Origin of the sequence: Sphingomonas sp., assembly GCF_017304615.1 — a bacterium.
Taxonomy (GTDB): Bacteria; Pseudomonadota; Alphaproteobacteria; order Sphingomonadales; family Sphingomonadaceae; genus Sphingomonas.
Map to the genome: position 1 here is coordinate 98,004 of NZ_JAFKLZ010000001.1, position 18,278 is coordinate 116,281.

Annotated in this window: 18 protein-coding genes; 7 read left to right on the forward strand and 11 right to left on the reverse strand. The window is 65.1% G+C overall.

The window, feature by feature from the left end; all coding sequences use genetic code 11:
- Positions 1-42 precede the first annotated feature (42 nt).
- The 5 genes from J0J06_RS00505 to J0J06_RS00525 all read right to left on the reverse strand — a co-directional run bounded on the left by J0J06_RS00505 (position 43) and on the right by J0J06_RS00525 (position 3,305).
- Complete coding sequence (locus J0J06_RS00505; protein ID WP_294039403.1) at positions 43-801, reverse strand: tetratricopeptide repeat protein; 759 nt, start codon at positions 799-801, stop codon at positions 43-45.
- On the reverse strand, positions 801-1,508 hold the full coding sequence (locus J0J06_RS00510; protein ID WP_294039404.1) for an alpha/beta hydrolase: 708 nt from the start codon (positions 1,506-1,508) through the stop codon (positions 801-803). The genes J0J06_RS00505 and J0J06_RS00510 overlap by 1 nt, the downstream gene beginning before the upstream one ends.
- Before the next feature lie 262 nt (positions 1,509-1,770).
- A complete protein-coding gene (locus tag J0J06_RS00515) occupies positions 1,771-2,691 on the reverse strand; it encodes an alpha/beta hydrolase (RefSeq protein ID WP_294039405.1) in 921 nt (306 codons plus the stop codon).
- A 3-nt stretch (positions 2,692-2,694) separates the two neighbouring features.
- Positions 2,695-2,898, reverse strand: coding sequence for a helix-turn-helix transcriptional regulator (locus J0J06_RS00520; RefSeq protein ID WP_294039406.1), 204 nt, complete (start codon positions 2,896-2,898; stop codon positions 2,695-2,697).
- Complete coding sequence (locus J0J06_RS00525) at positions 2,898-3,305, reverse strand: hypothetical protein (RefSeq protein ID WP_294039407.1); 408 nt, start codon at positions 3,303-3,305, stop codon at positions 2,898-2,900. Before J0J06_RS00525 ends, J0J06_RS00520 begins: the two co-directional genes overlap by 1 nt.
- A 140-nt stretch (positions 3,306-3,445) precedes the next feature.
- On the opposite strand from J0J06_RS00525, the gene J0J06_RS00530 reads away from it, so the two are divergent.
- Both J0J06_RS00530 and J0J06_RS00535 read left to right on the forward strand, forming a co-directional pair.
- Positions 3,446-4,030, forward strand: a complete 585-nt coding sequence (locus J0J06_RS00530) for a hypothetical protein (RefSeq protein WP_294039408.1) — start codon at positions 3,446-3,448, stop codon at positions 4,028-4,030.
- A gap of 80 nt (positions 4,031-4,110) precedes the next feature.
- Positions 4,111-4,296: a hypothetical protein gene (locus J0J06_RS00535; RefSeq protein WP_294039409.1), complete on the forward strand. Its 186-nt coding sequence runs from the start codon at positions 4,111-4,113 to the stop codon at positions 4,294-4,296.
- A gap of 340 nt (positions 4,297-4,636) precedes the next feature.
- Here J0J06_RS00535 and J0J06_RS00540 read toward each other — a convergent pair whose 3' ends face one another.
- A complete protein-coding gene (locus tag J0J06_RS00540; RefSeq protein WP_294039410.1) occupies positions 4,637-6,088 on the reverse strand; it encodes a Mur ligase family protein in 1,452 nt (483 codons plus the stop codon).
- A 56-nt stretch (positions 6,089-6,144) separates the two neighbouring features.
- On the opposite strand from J0J06_RS00540, the gene J0J06_RS00545 reads away from it, so the two are divergent.
- The 4 genes from J0J06_RS00545 (at position 6,145) to thrS (ending at position 10,093) form a co-directional block, all read left to right on the forward strand.
- Positions 6,145-6,984, forward strand: a complete 840-nt coding sequence (locus J0J06_RS00545) for an LD-carboxypeptidase (RefSeq protein ID WP_294039411.1) — start codon at positions 6,145-6,147, stop codon at positions 6,982-6,984.
- 94 nt (positions 6,985-7,078) lie between these two features.
- A complete protein-coding gene (locus J0J06_RS00550) occupies positions 7,079-7,537 on the forward strand; it encodes a hypothetical protein (RefSeq protein WP_294039412.1) in 459 nt (152 codons plus the stop codon).
- Between the two features lie 57 nt (positions 7,538-7,594).
- Positions 7,595-7,867 carry a hypothetical protein gene (locus J0J06_RS00555; protein WP_294039413.1) on the forward strand — a complete coding sequence of 91 codons (273 nt, stop codon included), beginning with the start codon at positions 7,595-7,597 and terminating at the stop codon, positions 7,865-7,867.
- Positions 7,868-8,098: 231 nt separating this feature from the next.
- The gene (gene thrS, locus J0J06_RS00560; protein WP_294040789.1) at positions 8,099-10,093 is read left to right on the forward strand and encodes a threonine--tRNA ligase; all 1,995 of its coding nucleotides are present in this window, start codon (positions 8,099-8,101) and stop codon (positions 10,091-10,093) included.
- 41 nt (positions 10,094-10,134) lie between these two features.
- Here the strand turns inward: thrS and J0J06_RS00565 are convergent, their stop codons facing one another.
- Positions 10,135-10,947 (reverse strand): TorF family putative porin, encoded by an 813-nt coding sequence (locus J0J06_RS00565; RefSeq protein ID WP_294039414.1) that lies wholly within the window; start codon positions 10,945-10,947, stop codon positions 10,135-10,137.
- Between the two features lie 255 nt (positions 10,948-11,202).
- Between J0J06_RS00565 and infC the strand changes: the two genes are divergently transcribed.
- On the forward strand, positions 11,203-11,733 hold the full coding sequence (gene infC / locus J0J06_RS00570; protein WP_294039415.1) for a translation initiation factor IF-3: 531 nt from the start codon (positions 11,203-11,205) through the stop codon (positions 11,731-11,733).
- Positions 11,734-11,831: 98 nt separating this feature from the next.
- Here infC and J0J06_RS00575 read toward each other — a convergent pair whose 3' ends face one another.
- The 4 genes from J0J06_RS00575 to mutS form a co-directional block, all read right to left on the reverse strand.
- The gene (locus J0J06_RS00575) at positions 11,832-12,215 is read right to left on the reverse strand and encodes a VOC family protein (protein WP_294039416.1); all 384 of its coding nucleotides are present in this window, start codon (positions 12,213-12,215) and stop codon (positions 11,832-11,834) included.
- An 89-nt stretch (positions 12,216-12,304) separates the two neighbouring features.
- Entirely contained in the window at positions 12,305-15,055 is a 2,751-nt protein-coding gene (locus J0J06_RS00580; protein ID WP_294039417.1) for a [protein-PII] uridylyltransferase, read from the reverse strand.
- Positions 15,056-15,096: 41 nt separating this feature from the next.
- Positions 15,097-15,483, reverse strand: coding sequence for a helix-turn-helix transcriptional regulator (locus J0J06_RS00585; protein ID WP_294039418.1), 387 nt, complete (start codon positions 15,481-15,483; stop codon positions 15,097-15,099).
- Between the two features lie 63 nt (positions 15,484-15,546).
- A complete protein-coding gene (mutS, locus tag J0J06_RS00590; RefSeq protein ID WP_294040790.1) occupies positions 15,547-18,126 on the reverse strand; it encodes a DNA mismatch repair protein MutS in 2,580 nt (859 codons plus the stop codon).
- Positions 18,127-18,278 lie beyond the last annotated feature (152 nt).

Genomic DNA, 18,278 nt, shown 5'->3' on the forward strand with positions numbered 1-18,278 from the left:
CGCGTCGGTTGCCAGCGCTCCGGCCTGCGCCGGAGCACCATATTACTTGACGGGCGGTGCGGACACAGGCGCAGGCGCATCGAACTGTGCCAGCGCCGCTCGGGCGTTCTGGCCCGCGGAACTCGTCGGCGCGATCTTCACCGCGGCTTCCCACGCCCTCTTCGCCGCGTCGCCATCGCCCGCCATCGCGGCGATATTGCCCGCCTCGAGTTGCACCGAGGCGTCGTCCGCGGACAGCTTGAGCGCTTGTGCGATGTCGTTCTGCGCGCGCGGCAAGTCCTTCGTCCGCCGCGCCAGCGTCGCCGACAACAGCCACGCCAGCGGGTCGTTCGGCGCGCTCTCCAGCGCCGCGTCGAGATCGGTCCGCGCGCCTGCCAGCTGCCCCGCCGCGACCAGCGACCGCGCGCGGTCGAGCAATGCTTCGCCCCTGTCTTGGCCCGCCAACGTCCCGCCTGCGAGCGCGTTGTTCAATGCGGCATAGGCCTTCACCGGCTCGCCCGTCGCCAGCCAGGCGTTGCCCGCCTGCGCCCAGTATCGCGTCGCGAGCGGGTCCTTTGCCGTCGCCGCCTCCTGCGCTGCTGCTTCGAACGCGATCGCGGCATCGCGCCACTTTTCCTGCATTGCATAGGCCAGACCCAGGCATTGCCGCGCCTTCGCCCCGCCACCCGCCAGCCGGAACCGTTCCGCCTCGTTCTGCGCGGCCTCAGCGTTGCTCGTCGCGAGGTCGAGGCACGCATGGTATCGCGCCTCCATCGGACCGTTCGTGTCGGCGGCTTGCAGCGCGAGGGGGAGGAGGATCATCAAAGGCTTTCGACGGTGCGGATCAGGAGCGCGATGTCGCTGTCGCGCGACAGGCGGTGGTCGCCGTCCTTGATCAACGTCGCCTGAATGTCGGCTGACTTGATCATCTGGATCAGGTGCATCGTGCGCTCCGCCGGCACGTCGCGGTCGCCGAGGCCGTGGATCAGCCGCACGGGGCAGAAGATCGGGATCGCCGCCGCCGTCATCCGCGACGCCTCTCCCGATTGCCAGAACCGGCTGGTGAAGACGGTCGGCTGATCCGAATAAGGCGAGGGGCGCTCGATCCGGCCGTCCTGCAGCAGCTTCATCTTCTCCTCCATGGAGAAGCCCCAGTCGGTGAAGTCCGCCGCCGCCGCGATGCCGACCAACGCTGCGACCTTCTCCGGATGGTCGCGCGCGATCATCAGCGCGATCCACCCGCCCATCGACGATCCGATCAGGATCGCGGGCTCTCCGAACAAGTCGAGAATCGCGAGCGCATCGTCGCGCCAGCCAGTCAGCGTCTGATCCTCGAACAGGCCTTCGCTCTGTCCGCATCCGGCATAGTCGAACCGGACGAAGGTGCGTCCCGCCGCCTTCGCCCACGCCTCCAGCGCGAGCGCCTTCGCGCCCTCCATGTCGGAGGCGTAGCCGGGGAGGAAGATCACCGGCGGACCCTTGCCGGTGGTCAGGCGATAGGCGGGCATGGGGCGGGGAGCGGCAGTCATGATAGCGGCTTTATGCAGGCATTCTGCAAACGCAAACCCCACAGGATCCTGCGGCCGCCCGATGCAACGGCGTGGGTTGGCCCCAAACCACAGGGGAAATCTTTACTGTTTCGACAATATCGTTTCGCCGCGGAACTTTGACGGCCGGCGCCGGTTTCAACCGCCAGTCTTCAGGTACGCGTTACTTCGCCTCGCATGCCGAGGCAGGGGTTCTGGCGCACCGGTAGCAGACTTTGATCCCCTGCTACCGGTGCGCTGGTTCTTATCGCGCGAACGCCGCGACCGCCTTCGCGAATGCTTCTGGCTGATCCAGCATGATGAAATGCGCGCTGTCGTCGATGCGGACATAGGTGACGTGCGGCGCGGCGGCATAAGCGCCCTTGTAGAACGGATCGGCCATCGCCGCGGGCAGCCCTGCCGAACTCGGATAGAGCAGCGTGATCGGCGTCGCGATGTCCTTCAAGTCGCCGCGCAGGTCGGTCGTGATGTCTTCATACATCGCCTGCGCCGACACGCGCGCATCGGCCTTCATGACCCAGCCGGCCACCGCCGCCTGGCTTTCCGGCTTGAGCGCCAGTGTCTTCGCGGTGCGCTCTGCGCTCGCCGCGTCGGGCTTGCCATAGGTCGCCGCCATCTGGTCGCGCATCGCCTTGGCCTGCGGCTCGACCGCCGCAACCGTCGCGGTCGGCCCGAACAGCATCCCGAACCACGGCAGCGAATCGACGATCATCAGCTTGCCCAGATCAGCCGGGTGCGCCTTTGCCAGCATCAGGCCCACAAGTCCGCCCATCGAATGCCCGATCACCGCCGCGCCCTGCAGCTTGTTCTTCGCGATATAGGAGTCCAGGTCCGCGACGATCCCGTCGAGCACGCCGGGCTTCAGATTGTCGCCGGGGTCGTCGCCGGCAAAACCGTTGACCTGGACCAGCACAACCCGGTGCGTCTTGGCGAGTTCTGGCCAAACACCGTCCCATACGGACGATGGCGACGACAAACCGGGGATCAGGATGATTGTCGGGTTGCTGGCGGAACCCCGCGTCTCGATCGAGATATGGGGCATGCGGACCACCGGGGCCGGCGTGACGCAAGCCGGGTCGGCCGGCTGTGCATGCGCATGGCCGGGGTTCAGCACCAGCAGCGGGGCCAGGCACGCGGCGGCGATGCGCAGGGGAATATATTTCATGGGTCAGGCTTCCTTGGAGGGAGAAACGAAAATCTGTTCGATGGCGAGTTCGAACAGCTCGGCGATCTTGAATGCGAGGGGGAGCGAGGGGTCGTACCGCCCGGTCTCGATCGCGTTGACGCTCTGGCGCGACACTTCGAGCCGGTCGGCCAGGTCGCCCTGGCTCCAGTTGCGCTCGGCGCGCAGCACGCGGAGGCGGTTTTCCATCAACCCCTCCCGATCGTCAGCTTGTTGATGAAGGCTCCGATACCGAGTCCGGCGAACCACAGGACGGAGGCCCAGTAGGCCGGGATGTGGCTGACCATATCGAAGCTTTCGAGGAAGCCCCAGATCGTCGCCAGGCTGAGCATGATGCCCGACGCCCAGAGCGTCTGGCGCACCGTCATCATCCGCAGATATTCGTCTGTTTCTTCAACCAGATAAAGTCCGATCGCGGCGAAGATGCCGACGATCGGTAACGCCGGCAGCACGGCGACTACCCAGGCCAGCCCCCCGCCGATCAGGTGATGCTTGAACGCATAGACCGCGGGCAAAAGGAACGCGCAGTAGATCAGGCTGAGCACGATGACCCGCACGCTGTATCGCTTGGCCGCGGGAGAGAAATTGCCGTTCATGTAAAGCCTCCTTTCGAATCAGTGAGGGAAGCTTTACATGGAAAGCGTGCTTTACGTCAAGGGAGCTTTACATTGCAGTTTGTAGATCGAAGCGTAAAATGCCTCCGGTCGTGCGACTTACCTGCGCAAAAGGTTGAAAATTGATCCCGAACCCCCGTGACATAACTCCCGAGGAGCGCTCTTTCTGCGAGATGTTGGGCATCGCGGTAATGCGTTGGAATTACGTGGAAGCTCTATTCAAAACACTTGTGTTCGGCGCCGTTAATCCGCCACGCCCAGGTTATCGCGTTGACACGCTGATCGCGCATCTAGGTAGTGCTGAACTATCGGACTCGTTGAAGGCCATTGCCGACAATTATGACGAGCCAATGCGCTCTCACATGAAGCACTGCTCGCGAATGTTTGATAGTGAACGATCGCATCGCAATCATTTAGTCCATGGGTGCCAGCTCTTTGGCTATGAGGAGGGAGGCGATGAGCCTCACGCCTTGACCGAAATAGTGTCTGCAAAGGGCGGTCAGCTTCGTATTACGCAACCCAAGGTGTCGAATGACGATCTTGAAAGCTTCGTTTCAAAAACAGAAGAGGCGAGAAAATACTTCACCGCCGTTTTGTTAATTTTGTGGGGGGGTAAGTCGGCTGACGGGCTCCGCGAACTCGAAAAACCGCCAGTCCGAAAACCCATTGAGCGCAGCTACAGTCCACTGATTCCCGCCGGTGCGTAGTTGGGGTCGGCGTGCCCTTGCCTCCACCCCCCAACAAGCGCACCCTCCTCCCGCCCTCCAGGCAAAGAAGGATTAGGACCATGCGTACCCTGTTTCTCGCGCTCGCCGTCGTTTCACTGTCCGCCACGCCCGCGCTCGCCGCGCCGTGCAAGGACGCCAAGGGCAAGTTCATCAAATGCCCGGAAAAGAAGCCGGTGGCCGCCAAGAAATGCCGGTTGAACGGCAAGTTCGCCAAGTGCGGAACGCCGGGCGCCAAGCCGGTCTGATCGAGTCTTGCAGGAGGTTCGCCGGCGACTCGCCCCCCGCGAGTCGCTGGCGGACATGTCGCGGTCGGGGCTTCCAATGTAGGGTTTCGGCTGACATTGCCGTGACGTTCTTTGACATCGCGACCGTCTTAGCCCCACCCGTGTCCTGCTGCCGCGGCACCGGAAAAATTTTCGCGACTAATGTCGTCGGGCGGAGGTCGCGCCGGCGTGGTTGAGACTTGCGCTTCAGTGTGACCCTGGTGTGACGTTAGCCGCGAGCGAAGGGTGGCCGACGCGGAATATTCCGCGTCGTCGGACGGCGCTTTGGGCGCCGCCGGCCGGCCCCGGCTCGAACTCGGATTTAGCTGGCGCCAGATCCTGCGTCGCCGGGGCGTTCCGCGATTGCGGCCAATATGTCGCCCGCGACCTGGCTCAGCGTGTCGTCGCGCGCGCCCATCACGATGGTGCGGTCGCCGCCCTGCGCCAGCCCGGCGATCGCCGCCGCGGCCTCCGTCCGGTCGGCGATGTGGCGCGCGTCGCACCCCTTGGCGACCAGATCGGCGACGATGTCCGCACTGGTCACTTCGCGCTCGACAGTGCCCCCGTAATAGGCCGGGTCTGGCAGGATCAGCACGTCGCCGGATTTTAGGTTGGCAGCGAACGCCTCGACCAGTTCGCGGCGCATGACCTTCAACGGCCCGTACCCATGCGGCTGGAACAGGACCAGCAGCCGCCCGGGAAAGGCGTGGAGCGTCGTCAGGGTCGCGGCGATCTTGTCGGGGTTGTGGCCGAAATCGTCGAGCACCGCGACGCCCTGCGTCTCGCCGACCAGCTCGAAGCGGCGGCGCAGCCCCGTGAACCCGCCGATCGCCACCGCTGCCTCGTCCAGCGCGACCCCGGCGGCGTGCGCGGCCGCGATTGCGGCGAGCGCGTTGGAGATGTTGTGGCGGCCGGGCACTTGCAGCTCGACCGGGATCGGGTCGTGGTCGCGCACCGCCAAGGTGAAGGCCGCACCGAACGGCCGCTCCTCGATCCCCGTCGCCATCACCTCGGCATCGGCGTTGATCGAGAACCCGACGACACGCTGCTCCGACAACGTCCGCGTCAGCGCCGCGCCGTCGGGATTGTCGAGGTTGATCACCGCGACCTCTGCCTTGGCGATAAAGTCGCCGAACAACTGGTTGAGTTCCTCGAGGCTCTTATGGTCGAGGCTGACATTATTGAGCACCGCGACGCGCGGCGCGAATAAAGCGATCGACCCGTCGCTTTCGTCCACCTCGCTGACGAAGGCGTCGCCGCCGCCGACCAGCGAACTCGCGAACGGCGCGTTGGGGGTGGCGAAGTTCTTCATCACCGCGCCGTTCATCACGGTCGGGTCGCGGTTGGTCGCGTGCAGGATCCAGCCGATCATGCCGGTCACGGTCGACTTGCCGCTGGTTCCCGCGACGCCGATCGGCATCGTGCTGTCGTTGAACAATTCGGCCAGCATCTCCGCGCGGGTGCGCCGCTCGCAGCCCAGCCGCTCGGCGGTGACCATGTCGGGCACGGCCGCCTCGATCGCGGCGGAGGCCACGACGATCTGATCGGGCGATGTTATCCCGCTGCCATCCTGGGGGAACAGGTCGACGCCCAGGTCGCGGAGGTAATCGAACTTTGCGGGCAATCGCGACTGGTCGAGACTGCGGTCCGATCCCGCGACGCTGCGCCCCCGCGCGGCCAGGATCATCGCCAGCGGCATCATGCCGGACCCGCCGATCCCGACGAAGAATGCGGGTTTGTCGGACGGTTCGGTTTGGGAGTTGGCGTCGGGCATAGGAAGCGGCTATCCCCGCTTTCGGTTATGTCGGCAAGCATGGGACGGCGGGACAAATGAAAATCGCGGTGATGGCCCCCGCCAACCGAGTCGACGAACACGCGCTCGACGCCGTGCCCGCGCTCGCCGCCGAATATGGCGTGGAGCTCGTGATCGACCCGCAATGCTGGGCGTCGGGCGGCGGACACACCTGGGCGGGGCCGGACCAGCTACGTGCCGACACTTTCCTGAAATATGCCAACGACCCCAGCTATCACGCGATCTGGTTCGCGCGCGGCGGCTACGGCTCGAACCGGCTGTTCCCGCTGATCTTCCCGCATCTGGAGGAAGCGGCGAAGCACAAGGCCTATATCGGCTATTCGGACATGGGGTTCCTGCTCGGCGCGCTCTACGCCCGCAAGATCGGGAAGCCGATCCACGGGCCGATGCCGGTCGACATCAACCGCAAGGTGGGCGGGCGCGAATGCGCGGCGCGGACGCTGGCCTGGCTTACTCGCGGCGACAAGTCGGCGCTCGAACCCGGCATCATCGGCACCGGCAAGCCGGCGGCGGCGTTCAATCTGTCGATTCTGGCGGCGATGATCGGGACCAAGTGGCTCCCCGATCTCGCCGATCACGATCTGCTCGTCGAGGAAGTCAGCGAGCATCTCTACCGCGTCGATCGCATGATGTTCACCGTCGCGAACGCGACTCAACTTGCGGGGATCAATTCGCTCCGGGTCGGGACGATCACGCTGCCTGACGCCGACGGCCAGGCCGATTTCGGCCATACCCCCGATCAGATCGCCTGGGACTGGTCGAAGCTTATGAAGAAGCCCTATGAGGGCCGTGCGCTGATCGGTCACGACGCCGCCAATCATGTCGTTCCGTTCGGGCAAGTAATACCGAAAATTTGACCCTATTTTACAAGTAGTGGGCTTGTTCCCCGACGGTTCCGAACTTCTTGCTAACCAATTGGCGCTAGCGCTGGTCCTTGCAGGAGGGCGCTACGTGCCGCAGTCGTTAGAAGCATACCACGCCGAAATCGAAGCAATGATCGTCGAGGGCGAGGGACTCGTCGCCGCCCGCGATCCCGCGACAGTCAGGCACCTCAAGCGCCGCATCGCCGATTCGATGCTGGTGGTCGCGTCCTACCAATTGTTCATCCACCGCAACGTTTTCGCGCCGTTGCTCGGCCAGTCGGACCCCGCGCTGCGTTCGCGCGTCAACGAAGTGAAAGTCGAATGCATTGCGCTGACCGAGGATTTGCGTTTCAACGTCAGGGATTTCCTGGCCGATGATGCCCCGCTTAACTGGGATGCTACTGCAGCCAAGATGGCGTGGTTCAACGGGCGCATGAAAAAGCACATCGCCGACGTCCGCCAATTGATGTCGCCGGACCTTAGCGACAAGCAGCACGCGGCGCTGATCGCGCGCCGCACCGGCGTCATCGGACCGGTTGCCGCCTGACCTTGACAGTGGGGAGCGACGCCGCGACGGGGCGTCAACACCAATTTCAAGGGTAATATGATGGACGACATCGCCGATTTGCAGGCCCAATTGGTCGCGTTGCGCTTGGCGGTCGAGGGTGCGTGGCTCTCGCTGTTAAGCAATGACCCCGATCCGGTGGCGCAGGCAGGCCAACTCAAGGACGCCAATGTCGCATCGGTGGATCAACTCGACGCTTCGACTCCCAACGCAAAGGCCTTGCGTGACGCGGTGGCGACGCACACCGCTCATATCTGGGGCTCGATCGAATGGCAGCTCAAGACGATCCGAGACGAGCAGGGGAAAGCGTGACTGGCGTCACTCACCCATCCGTCCTATATAAGCGCCGATGAGCCGCGCTTTCGCCGTGACGACTACTACCACCCTCCCGGGTTTCCGGGGGGCTGTCGGCACGCGCCTCTAACCGCGCCGACGACCTCGCCCGGGAACGGGTGAGGCTGGCGTCCGCTTTCCCGTTCCGTCTTCCAACCGGACGCCGCCGCGTGCATAGGCGCGCGCAACGCAACAGGAACGACGATGAACATGCTTTCGATCACGCTCCCCGATGGCTCCGTGCGCGAGGTCGCGCCCGGCACCACGCCGGCGGACCTTGCCGCGGCGATCGGCCCGGGCCTCGCCAAGGCGGCGATCGCCGCGCGGGTCGATGGCGAGCTGCGCGACATCACGCGGCCGTTCGACGGGAGCGCCAACCTCGCGCTGGTGACGAGCCGCGACGAGGAGGACGCGCTCGAACTTGCCCGCCATGATTTCGCGCACGTGCTGGCGGAGGCAGTGCAGAACCTGTTCCCGGGCACGCAGATCACGTTCGGCCCGGCCACGGATGACGGCTTCTATTACGATTTCGCGCCGAAGGATCGTCCGTTCACCGAGGAAGACCTCCCCGCGATCGAGACAGAGATGCGCCGGATCATCGCCAAGGACGAGCCGCTGATCCGAGAAGTGTGGAGCCGCGCCGACCTGATCGCGCGCTGGAACAAGCAGGGCGAGACGTTCAAGGCCGAATGGGCGGCCGAACTGCCCGAAGGCGAGGAACTGACCGTCTACAAGGCAGGCAACGGCCCCGACGCCTGGCTCGACATGTGCCGTGGGCCGCACCTCGCTTCGACTGGCAAGCTCGATCCCAACGCCTTCAAGCTTACGCGCGTGTCGGGCGCCTATTGGCGCGGCGACCAGAACAATGCGATGTTGAGCCGCATCTATGGCACGGGCTGGCTCAACAAGAAGCAGCTCGACGAGCACCTCTTCCGGCTGGAGGAAGCCGCCAAGCGCGACCACCGCAAGCTGGGGCAGGAGATGGACCTGTTCCACCTCCAGGCCGAAGCGCATGGCAGTGTGTTCTGGCACCCGCACGGCTTCACGATCTGGCGCGCGCTGGAGGCCTATATGCGCCGCGCGATCGACGGCGCCGGCTATCAGGAAGTGAAGACGCCGCAGGTGATGGACGCGCGCCAGTGGGAGCAGTCCGGCCACTGGGGCAAGTATCGCGAGAACATGTTCGTCATTCCCGACGAAGTCCCGAACGTCGAGGACGAAGGGCCGATCGTGTCGAACGACGCGCAATGGATGGCGCTCAAGCCGATGAACTGCCCGGCGCACGTCCTGATCTTCCGCCAGGGGATCAAGTCGTATCGCGACCTGCCGCTGCGCCTCTACGAAAACGGCTGCTGCCACCGCAACGAGCCGCACGGCGCGCTCCACGGCCTGATGCGCGTGCGCCAGTTCACGCAGGACGACGCGCACATCTTCTGCCGCGAGGACCAGATCGTCGCCGAGGTACAGGATTTCTGCCGCCTGGCCGACCGCATCTACAAGGACTTCGGCTTCAAATATTCGATCAAGCTGGCGCTGCGTCCCGACAATCGCTTCGGCACTGAGGAGATGTGGGACAAGGCCGAGGCGGAGCTGCGCGACGCCGTGGTCCGTGCCGGCATGGCGACGGAAGAATATGGCTGGGAAGAGCTGCCGGGCGAGGGGGCGTTCTATGCGCCCAAGCTCGAATGGCATTTGACCGACGCGATCGGGCGGACATGGCAGGTCGGGACGATCCAGTCCGACCGCGTGCTGCCCGAACGGCTCGACGCGAGCTATGTCGGAGAGGATGGCGAGCGGCACCGGCCGGTGATGCTCCACCGCGCGATCTTCGGCAGCTATGAGCGCTTCATCGGCATCCTGATCGAGCATTTCGCCGGCAAGTTGCCGGTGTGGCTGGCGCCGACCCAGGCGGTGGTCGCGACGATCGTGTCCGACGCGGACGATTATGCGGTTCAGGTTGCGGCGGAGCTCAGGAAGGCCGGATTGCGTGTCGAAACCGATCTTCGCAACGAGAAGATCAACTACAAGGTGCGCGAACATTCGCTGGCCAAGGTTCCGAACCTGCTCGTCGTGGGTAAGCGCGAGGCCGACGAGGGCACGGTCGCGCTGCGTCAGCTCGGATCTGAGCGGCAGCAGGTGCTGAGCCTCGCCGCTGTAGTCGAACAACTGGCGAAAGACGCGCTGGCGCCCGACCTCGCCGTTTAGCAAAAATCGGCGGGCGGCCGAAACCGCCCGCCGCCCCCTTTTTAAAACGCGGCACTCACCGAGAACACCACTGTCGGCCCCGCGATGGAAGATCCGTTCTTGGTCGACGAGAAATTCGGCAAAAGATACGCCGACTTCGCCTTGGTGATGTCGGTATCGACGTAGGATACGCCGAGCGTCACCGGTCCGAGCACGTAGTCGAGCCCGGCCGACCAATCGAAATAGTCCCCGGTCGGGGCGACGCTGGTGCCGTTCGGACCGAGACCGGGATTGCCGTTCGAATGGCCGAGATGCACCTTGGCAGTCAGCGGCGTCTTCGGAATGCCGACGCTGGCATCGCCCCAGATGTACAGATTGTCCTGCGATTGCCCGCGGCTTTGCGGCGTGTTGGAGAAGTTGCCGAGTGCCTTCTGCTTGGGCGCATAGGCGACGCCCGCCAACAGGCTGGCGGGACCGATCGTGGTACCCAGCTTGACATAGGGTTCGGCGAAATCGGTCAAATCGGCACCGCCAGGGTACATGTACCAGGTCAGGCCGACGTCGATCGTCGTGCCGCTGGCGACTTCCTTCTTGAACCCGGCATACAGGTCGAGTTCCAGGTTGGCGCCGCCGAACGTGCCCCAGCCAGCCAAGTTCGATCCCCAGGTGCCGATATAAAGGCCGCTCTCATGCGCGACACTGACTCCGCCTTGCACGGCGATCTGCTTGTCGGTTTGCGAAACACCGCGAAAGCGATAGTCGCTGACGACGGCCACACCGCCCGACACCGTAATGGGCTTGGGCGGTTCTTCCTGCGCGAACGCGGGGGTGGCAGTGCATAACAACGCCGAAAACACGGCCAGACGATATTTCATGGAACATTCCCCCTGCTTTTATTGAGGTGGTGAACGTTCCGCCTGCGGGCCGCCCGGCTGCGCCTTCTCTGGGACCATGAGACGACATGCCGGACGACACGCTTTGGCTATCCTCCGGGTGGGAGCGGGGAGTTGCTGGATTGTGACGAAGTGTTTCTGGCGTGCCTTCGTCCACGCCCGCTTTCCAAGTCGATGCCGAAAGCTTATATCGGCGCTCCCGTAACCACAGGAGCATCACCTATCCCACCGCCCAATATGCGCCGGCCTTTGCAGGCGCCGCCGATGAACGGCCCCCGATTCAACGAATTCATCCAGTCGCCCAAGGTCCGCGTAATCGACCATGAGGGCGAGAATCTCGGCGTGATGTACACGCGCGAAGCGATGGAGCAGGCCGCCGAACTGGGTCTGGACCTGGTCGAAGTGTCGCCCAACGCGGACCCGCCGGTCGCGAAGTTCCTGGATGTCGGCAAGTTCAAGTACGAGGCCCAGAAAAAGGCCAACCTTGCCCGCAAGAGCCAGAAGACGCAGGAGATCAAGGAGATCAAGATGCGTCCGAACATCGACGATCATGACTATGAGACGAAGATGAAGGCCGTCCACAAGTTCATCGGCGAAGGCGACAAGGTGAAGATAACGCTGCGCTTCCGCGGTCGCGAATTGTCGCACGGTCAGCTGGGCATGAACCTGCTCAAGCGCGTTCAGGAAGACACGGTCGAGGACGCCAAGGTCGAATCCTATCCGCGCATGGAAGGCCGGCAGATGCTGATGGTGCTGGCGCCCAAGTGAAATAGCGAAAGCTATTTCGCGTCTCGTCGGCCACGCCGACGGCGTCGCGTAGCGACAACCGACGGCGCGGATTTACTCCGCGCCGTTTTGCGTTTCGGTTATGCTACCGGCTGCTCCCACAGCTCGATCGCATTCCCCTCCGGATCATGAATCCGCGCAAACTGTCCGGTGGCCGGGTCGCTCCACTCGGGCTTTGTGATCACATCGATCCCGTCCGCCTTCAGCTTCTCGATCAAGCCGTCGATATCGCGCACCCGCAAGTTGAGCATGAACTGCTTGTCGGCTGCGAAATAGTCTGTGTCGGCCTTGAACGGCGCGAACACCATCGGGCCGCCCTGCACGGTCCAGGTCCATTCATCCGCCGGCCCGGTATCGTCCGCCGAACAGCCCGCGCCGACGCCCAGATTGTCGCGATACCAGGCATTGAGCGCGTCGGGGTCCTTCGCGCGGAAAAAGAAGCCACCCATCCCCAAAACCGGCATCGTCGATCTCCCTGTTGAGTCGTTCCTGCTTATCGCCGGTCGACGGGTGTCGCGCCATCACCCGAACGGGGGGTTTTCGCGAATATGCGTCATGCCGCCTCGCGAATGGCCTCGCCCGACGCTGCCTCGACCATCCGCCGCTCGAGCGCTTTCACGCGGCTCGCCGTGTCGATCTTGTCGCCGGTCAGATCGGTTACATAGAAGGTATCGACCGCGCGCTCGCCATAGGTCGCGACATGTGCCGAATGGATCGTCACCTTCGACTGGAACAAGGCGTGCGCCAGTTGGTGGAGCAACGCGGGGCGGTCGCGGGCATTGACCTCCACCACCGTAAAACGGTTGGACGCGTGGTTGTCGATAAACGCCGCGGGGCTGATGTCGAATGCTTCGGCGCGCGGGCGGGGCAGGGGTTTGGCCTTCAACCGTTCGGCCAGCTTGTTGCGATTGGCCAGCGAATCCTCGATCGCCCGCTTTAGCCGTGCGATCTGCCCGGCATCGTCGAACGGCCGACCCAAAGGATCCTGAACCAGGAAATTATCGAGCGCCATGCCGTCACGCGTCGTGTGGATGTGCGCGTCGATGATGTTGCCGCCCGCGATACTGATCGCACCCGCGATGCGATAGAACAGCCCCGGATGGTCGGCGGCGTAGATCGTCACCAGAGTCGCGCCCCGGTCGCTCTTGACCGATATGGCGATCGATAGCGGCGCATCGCCGGCTTCGGCGACCAGGCGAAGGTTCGCCGCGAGCACGTCTTCCGGCTCGGCGACCCAATAGGATTCGGGCAGCTTCTTGACGACCCGAGCGAAGGACTTCGCGTCCCAGCCGAGCGTCGCGGCGACCGTTTCCTGTTTGGCTGCGATGCGTTCGCCGCGTCCCTTCTGCTTGTGCCCGAGCCGCAGCACTTCCTCGGCCGCTTCGTACAGGTCGGTCAGCAACTGCCGTTTCCACCCGTTCCACACACCGGGTCCGACAGCGCGAATGTCGACCACGGTCAGCGTCAGCAGCAGGCGCAGCCGCTCGGGGCTTTGCACCACTTCGCAGAAATCGAGAATCGTCTTGAAGTCCGACAGGTCGCGCTTGAACGCGGTCGCCGACATGAGAAGGTGATAGCGCACCAGCCAAGCGACGGTCTCGGTCTCTGCGGCGGTCATGCCGAACCGAGGGCATAGCCGTTCGGCCACGCCCGCCCCCAGGATCGAATGGTCGCCGCCGCGTCCCTTGGCGATGTCGTGGAGCAGGACAGCGACAAAGAGCACACGCCGCGACGCGATCTGCTTCATGATCGCGTGGGCGAGCGGATGGTCGTCCTGCAACTCGCCCTTTTCGATCCGGCTGAGCAAGCCGATCGCGTGGATCGTGTGCTCGTCGACCGTGAAATGGTGATACATGTCGAACTGCATTTGCGCGACGACGCGGCCGAAATCGGGTACGAAACGGCCGAACACCCCCGCCTCGTTCATCCGGCGCAGCGCCGTTTCGGGATGGCGGTGGCTGGTCAGCACGTCGAGGAACAGGGCGTTGGCGTCGGGGTCTCGGCGGATGTCGTCGACCAGCTTCGCGTCGCGCGCTGCGGCGCGCATCGCGAGTGGGTGGATTTCCAGGTCATGCCGGTCGGCCAGCGCGAACATCTCGATCAACCGGGTCGGTTTTTCGGCGAGAAAATTGTCGTTGGGGAGCGCGAGGCGCCCGCGATCGAGAACGAAGCCGTTGAGCTTCCATGGCCGCCGCCGCAGAGTCGGCAGCCCGAACCGCCGCCCGCGCGCCGCAAACTTCTCATCGAGGTGCGCCAGGAACACACCCGTCAGGTCGCCGACCGCCTTCGCCTGCAGGAAGTAGTAATGCATGAAGCGTTCGACCTTGGACTTGCCCGGCCGGTCGGCGAACCGCATCCGCTCCGCAATGTCACGCTGCATGTCGAAGGTCAGGCGATCCTCCGCGCGGCCCGCGATCGAATGCAGGTGGCACCGGACCGCCCAGAGGAAATTGTCGGCGCGGTGGAATTGGGCATATTCGGAAGCGGAGAACAGGCCGGTCTCGACCAGTTGCGACGCGGTCTGGACGTTATAGACATACTTGCCGATCCAAAAGAGCGCGTGGAGGTCGCGCAACGACCCCTTGCCCTCCTTGACATTGGGTTCGACGACGTAGCGTGTGTCGCCCATCCGTTTGTGGCGCTGGTCGCGTTCGGCGAGCTTCTCCGCGATGAAGGTGCGCTCGGTATTGTTCTGGACCTCGGCCTTGAAGCGGCGTGCCGCCTCGTCGTACAGATTCTGGTCGCCCCAAACGTAGCGCGCCTCGAGCAACGCGGTGCGGATCGTCACGTCGCCCTTCGCCTGGCGCACCATTTCGTCGACGCTGCGGATCGACTGACCCACCTTCAGCCCCAGGTCCCACAGCGAATAGAGGATCGATTCGACCACCTGTTCGTGCCACGGCGTTTCCCTCCACGGCGTCAGGAAGCCGATGTCCACGTCCGAATAGGGCGCCATTTCGCCACGCCCATAGCCGCCGACCGCAATCAGCGTGAGCCGTTCAGCGGCGGTGGGGTTGCTGAGCGGGTAGAGCCGCTGGACGGTGAAATCGTAGAGCAGGCGCAGAATCTGGTCGATCAGGAACGCCTGGGACGCGGCGATCTCCAGTCCGCGCGACGGGTGCGCGATCAGCCGCGCCTCGATCTCCGCACGACCCGCCGCCAGCGCCGCCTTCAATTCTCTGGTTGCCGCCTGGCGCAGCCTGCCGCTGTCGTTGCCCTCGATCGCGGCGGCCAATGTATCGGCCAAGGCGCGCCGATCGATGATCGCACGGCGTTGCGGCAACGTGTCGAAGCGCGAGGACATGGCTGGTCAGATAGGGACGAAATGCCGCCCCGTCACGCACGTTAGCGCCGCTTGAATTGCGCGGCGCGGACGCGCCGTGCCGGCTGGCCGCTCCAGCCGAGATCGAAGCGATCGCGCGCGTCGAACTGTTCGGTGATCGCGTCACGCAGGCAATCGGTGATCCAGTCGCGCGAGACGCCGACCATTCGGGCGTAATTGCGCGCGAAACCGATCGCATAGACCGAGGCCGCGAAGCCGTCGAACCGGCCTTCCTCGATCGCGGCGAGGTGGCGGACGGCGATGCGCGTCTCGCCGGCTACATCCTGCAGCGTCATGCCCATGCGCTCGCGCGCGGTGCGCAAGGTTGGGCCGGCGACCGTCGGTGAGGGAACTGGCATCGCCAGCATGCCCGGTCCCGACGCCGGGAACAGCCCGTCCTGGATTTCCATGAGTCGCATCTCCCCGCCCGCGCAAACTCGCACTAATGTGTGGATCGCGCAACGATCGCGGGATCAGGCGTCGCGAGCGAGTGTCTTGAGGCGGTACAGAATCTCCAGCGCGTCTCGGGGGGAGAGGGCATCGACGTCCAACGCTTCGACTTCGGCGCGGATCGCGTCGCATTCCTCTTCCTCGGCCTCGACTGCGGCCGCGAACAGCGGGAGATCGTCGAGTCCGGCTGCCAGCCCGCCGGTCTTGGCACGGCCGGCTTCCAGCTTGGCGAGCACCGCCTTCGCGCGGGCGATGGTCGCGGGCGGCAGACCGGCGAGCCGCGCGACGGCGAGGCCATAGCTGCGGTCGGCGGGGCCGTCGGCCAATTCGTGCAGCAGGACGAGGTCGCCCTTCCATTCGCGCGCGCGGACGTGGTGCAGCGTTAGGGCGTCGCAGCGTTCTGCGAGGCGGGTCAGTTCGTGATAGTGCGTCGCGAACAAGCAGCGGCAGCGATTGTCCTCGTGGATCGCCTCGACCACGGCCCAGGCGATGGCCAGACCATCGTACGTGGACGTGCCGCGCCCGACCTCATCGAGGATCACGAACGACTGCGGCGTCGCTTGCGCCAGGATCGCGGCAGTCTCGACCATCTCGACCATGAAGGTCGATCGCCCGCGCGCCAGATTGTCGGACGCGCCGACGCGGCTGAACAGGCGATCGACAAGGCCGAGCGTTGCGCTCGTCGCTGGCACGAAGCTGCCTGCCTGGGCGAGCACGGCGATCAGCGCGTTCTGGCGCAGGAAGGTCGATTTGCCGCCCATGTTGGGGCCGGTAACGAGCCACAGCCGGTTGGTTTCGGACAGGCCGCAATCGTTGGCGACGAACCGCTCGCCGGTGCGGCGGACGGCGTCTTCGACGACCGGGTGCCGCCCTCCCTCGATGTCGAAACACGCGTGATCGGCGAGATGCGGCCGCGCCCAGCCACCCTCGGCGGCGCGTTCGGCCAAGCCCGCCGCTACATCGAGCCGCGCCAGCGCGTCGGCGGTCGCGGCGATCGCTTCGCGACTGGCGAGCGCCGTTTGCGTCAGATCCTCCAGGTGCGCGGCTTCCGCAGCGAGCGCGTGGCTGCCGGCCTGCGTCACCTTCATCGCGAGTTCGTGCAGTTCGGGCGCGTTGAACCGCACCACGCCCGCCAGCGTCTGGCGGTGGGTAAACCCGCTGTCCGCCGCCATCAGCGCGTCGGCGGCCTTTGCCGGCACCTCGACATGATAGCCGAGCACGCCGTTGTGGCGGATCTTGAGCGCCGTCGCCCCGGTCCGGCCGCGATATTCGGCCTCCAGCGCAGCAATCGCGCGCCGCCCGCCCGCGCCGATGTCGCGCAGATCGTCGAGCGCGCTGTCATACCCTTCCGCGATATAGCCGCCGTCCGAGGCGTCGATCGGCGGCATCGGTACCAGCGCGCGCTTGTAGAGGTCGATCAGCGCGCCATGACCGCGCAGCCGCGGTGCGATTTCGGCTAGGAGCCGGGGCAGCTCGGCCAATCTGTCGATTCGCTCGCCGAGTAGCCATGCGCCGTCGAGGCCGTCACGTAACTGGCCAAGATCGCGCGGAGAGCCGCGGCCCGCCGCAATCCGCCCGAGCGCGCGTCCGATGTCAGGCAGGCTGCGCAGCGTCGCGCGCAGGCTTTCGCGCAAACCGCCATCGTCGTGCAGCCGTTGCACCAGATCCAGCCGCGCCTCGATAGCCGCCTTGTCCATCAACGGCGCGCCAACATCCGCCGCCAGCAACCGCGCGCCCGCGCCCGTCACCGTACGATCGACCGCGTCGAGCAAGCTGCCCTTGCGCTGGCCGGTCTGCGTTTGAGTCAGTTCCAGGCTCTCGCGCGTCGCAGCGTCGATTGCCATCGTCTGCGCCGCGCTGGCGATGCGCGGTGGGCGCAGGAAGGGGAGCGAACCCTTCGCGGTATGCTCCAGATACGCGACCAGTCCGCCTGCCGCGGCCAGCCCCGCACGGCTCAACTGCCCGAAGCCGTCGAGCGTCGCGACGCCGTAGACGCGTTTCAATCGCGTTTCGGCGGTGGTCGAATCGAACTCGCTTTTGGGGCGCAGGGTCGTGGCGTATTGCTCGACCGCGCTGCCCTCGCTGGCGATGACCTCCGCCGCGCTCAACCGCGCGAGTTCGGCCGCCAAACCGCCTGCATCCGTCTCCACCAGTTCGAACCGCCCGGTCGACACGTCCGCCGCCGCGACCGCGATGGCGCCCGCCGCCTCGCCGATCGCGACGCACCAGTTCGCGGCGCGCGCGTCGAGCAACGCTTCCTCGGTCAGCGTCCCCGCCGTCACCACGCGCACGATCGCGCGCGCGATCAAAGCCTTCGAACCGCCGCGCTTCTTCGCCTCGGCCGGGCTTTCGGTCTGGTCGGCGATCGCGACGCGATGCCCCGCCTTGATCAACCGTTGGAGATAACCGACCGCGGCATGCGCAGGCACGCCGCACATCGGGATCTTCTCGCCCGCATGCTCGCCGCGCGCCGTCAGCGCGATGTCGAGCACGGCGCTCGCGACTTTGGCGTCGTCGAAGAACAGTTCGAAGAAATCGCCCATCCGATAGAATAGCAGGCAATCGCCGGCTTCCGCCTTGAGCGCGAGATATTGCGCCATCATCGGGGTGGGGGCGGCGTCGGCCATCGCGTCCGAGTTAGCCGACGCTCGCCATGCCGCAAACCCGTCGCGCGGCTTTGCTGTGGTAAAATGTGCGGATAATCGCACGGTCCGGCTTTCATGATCGAGCAATCGGCACGGCGCAGGAGGGCGGC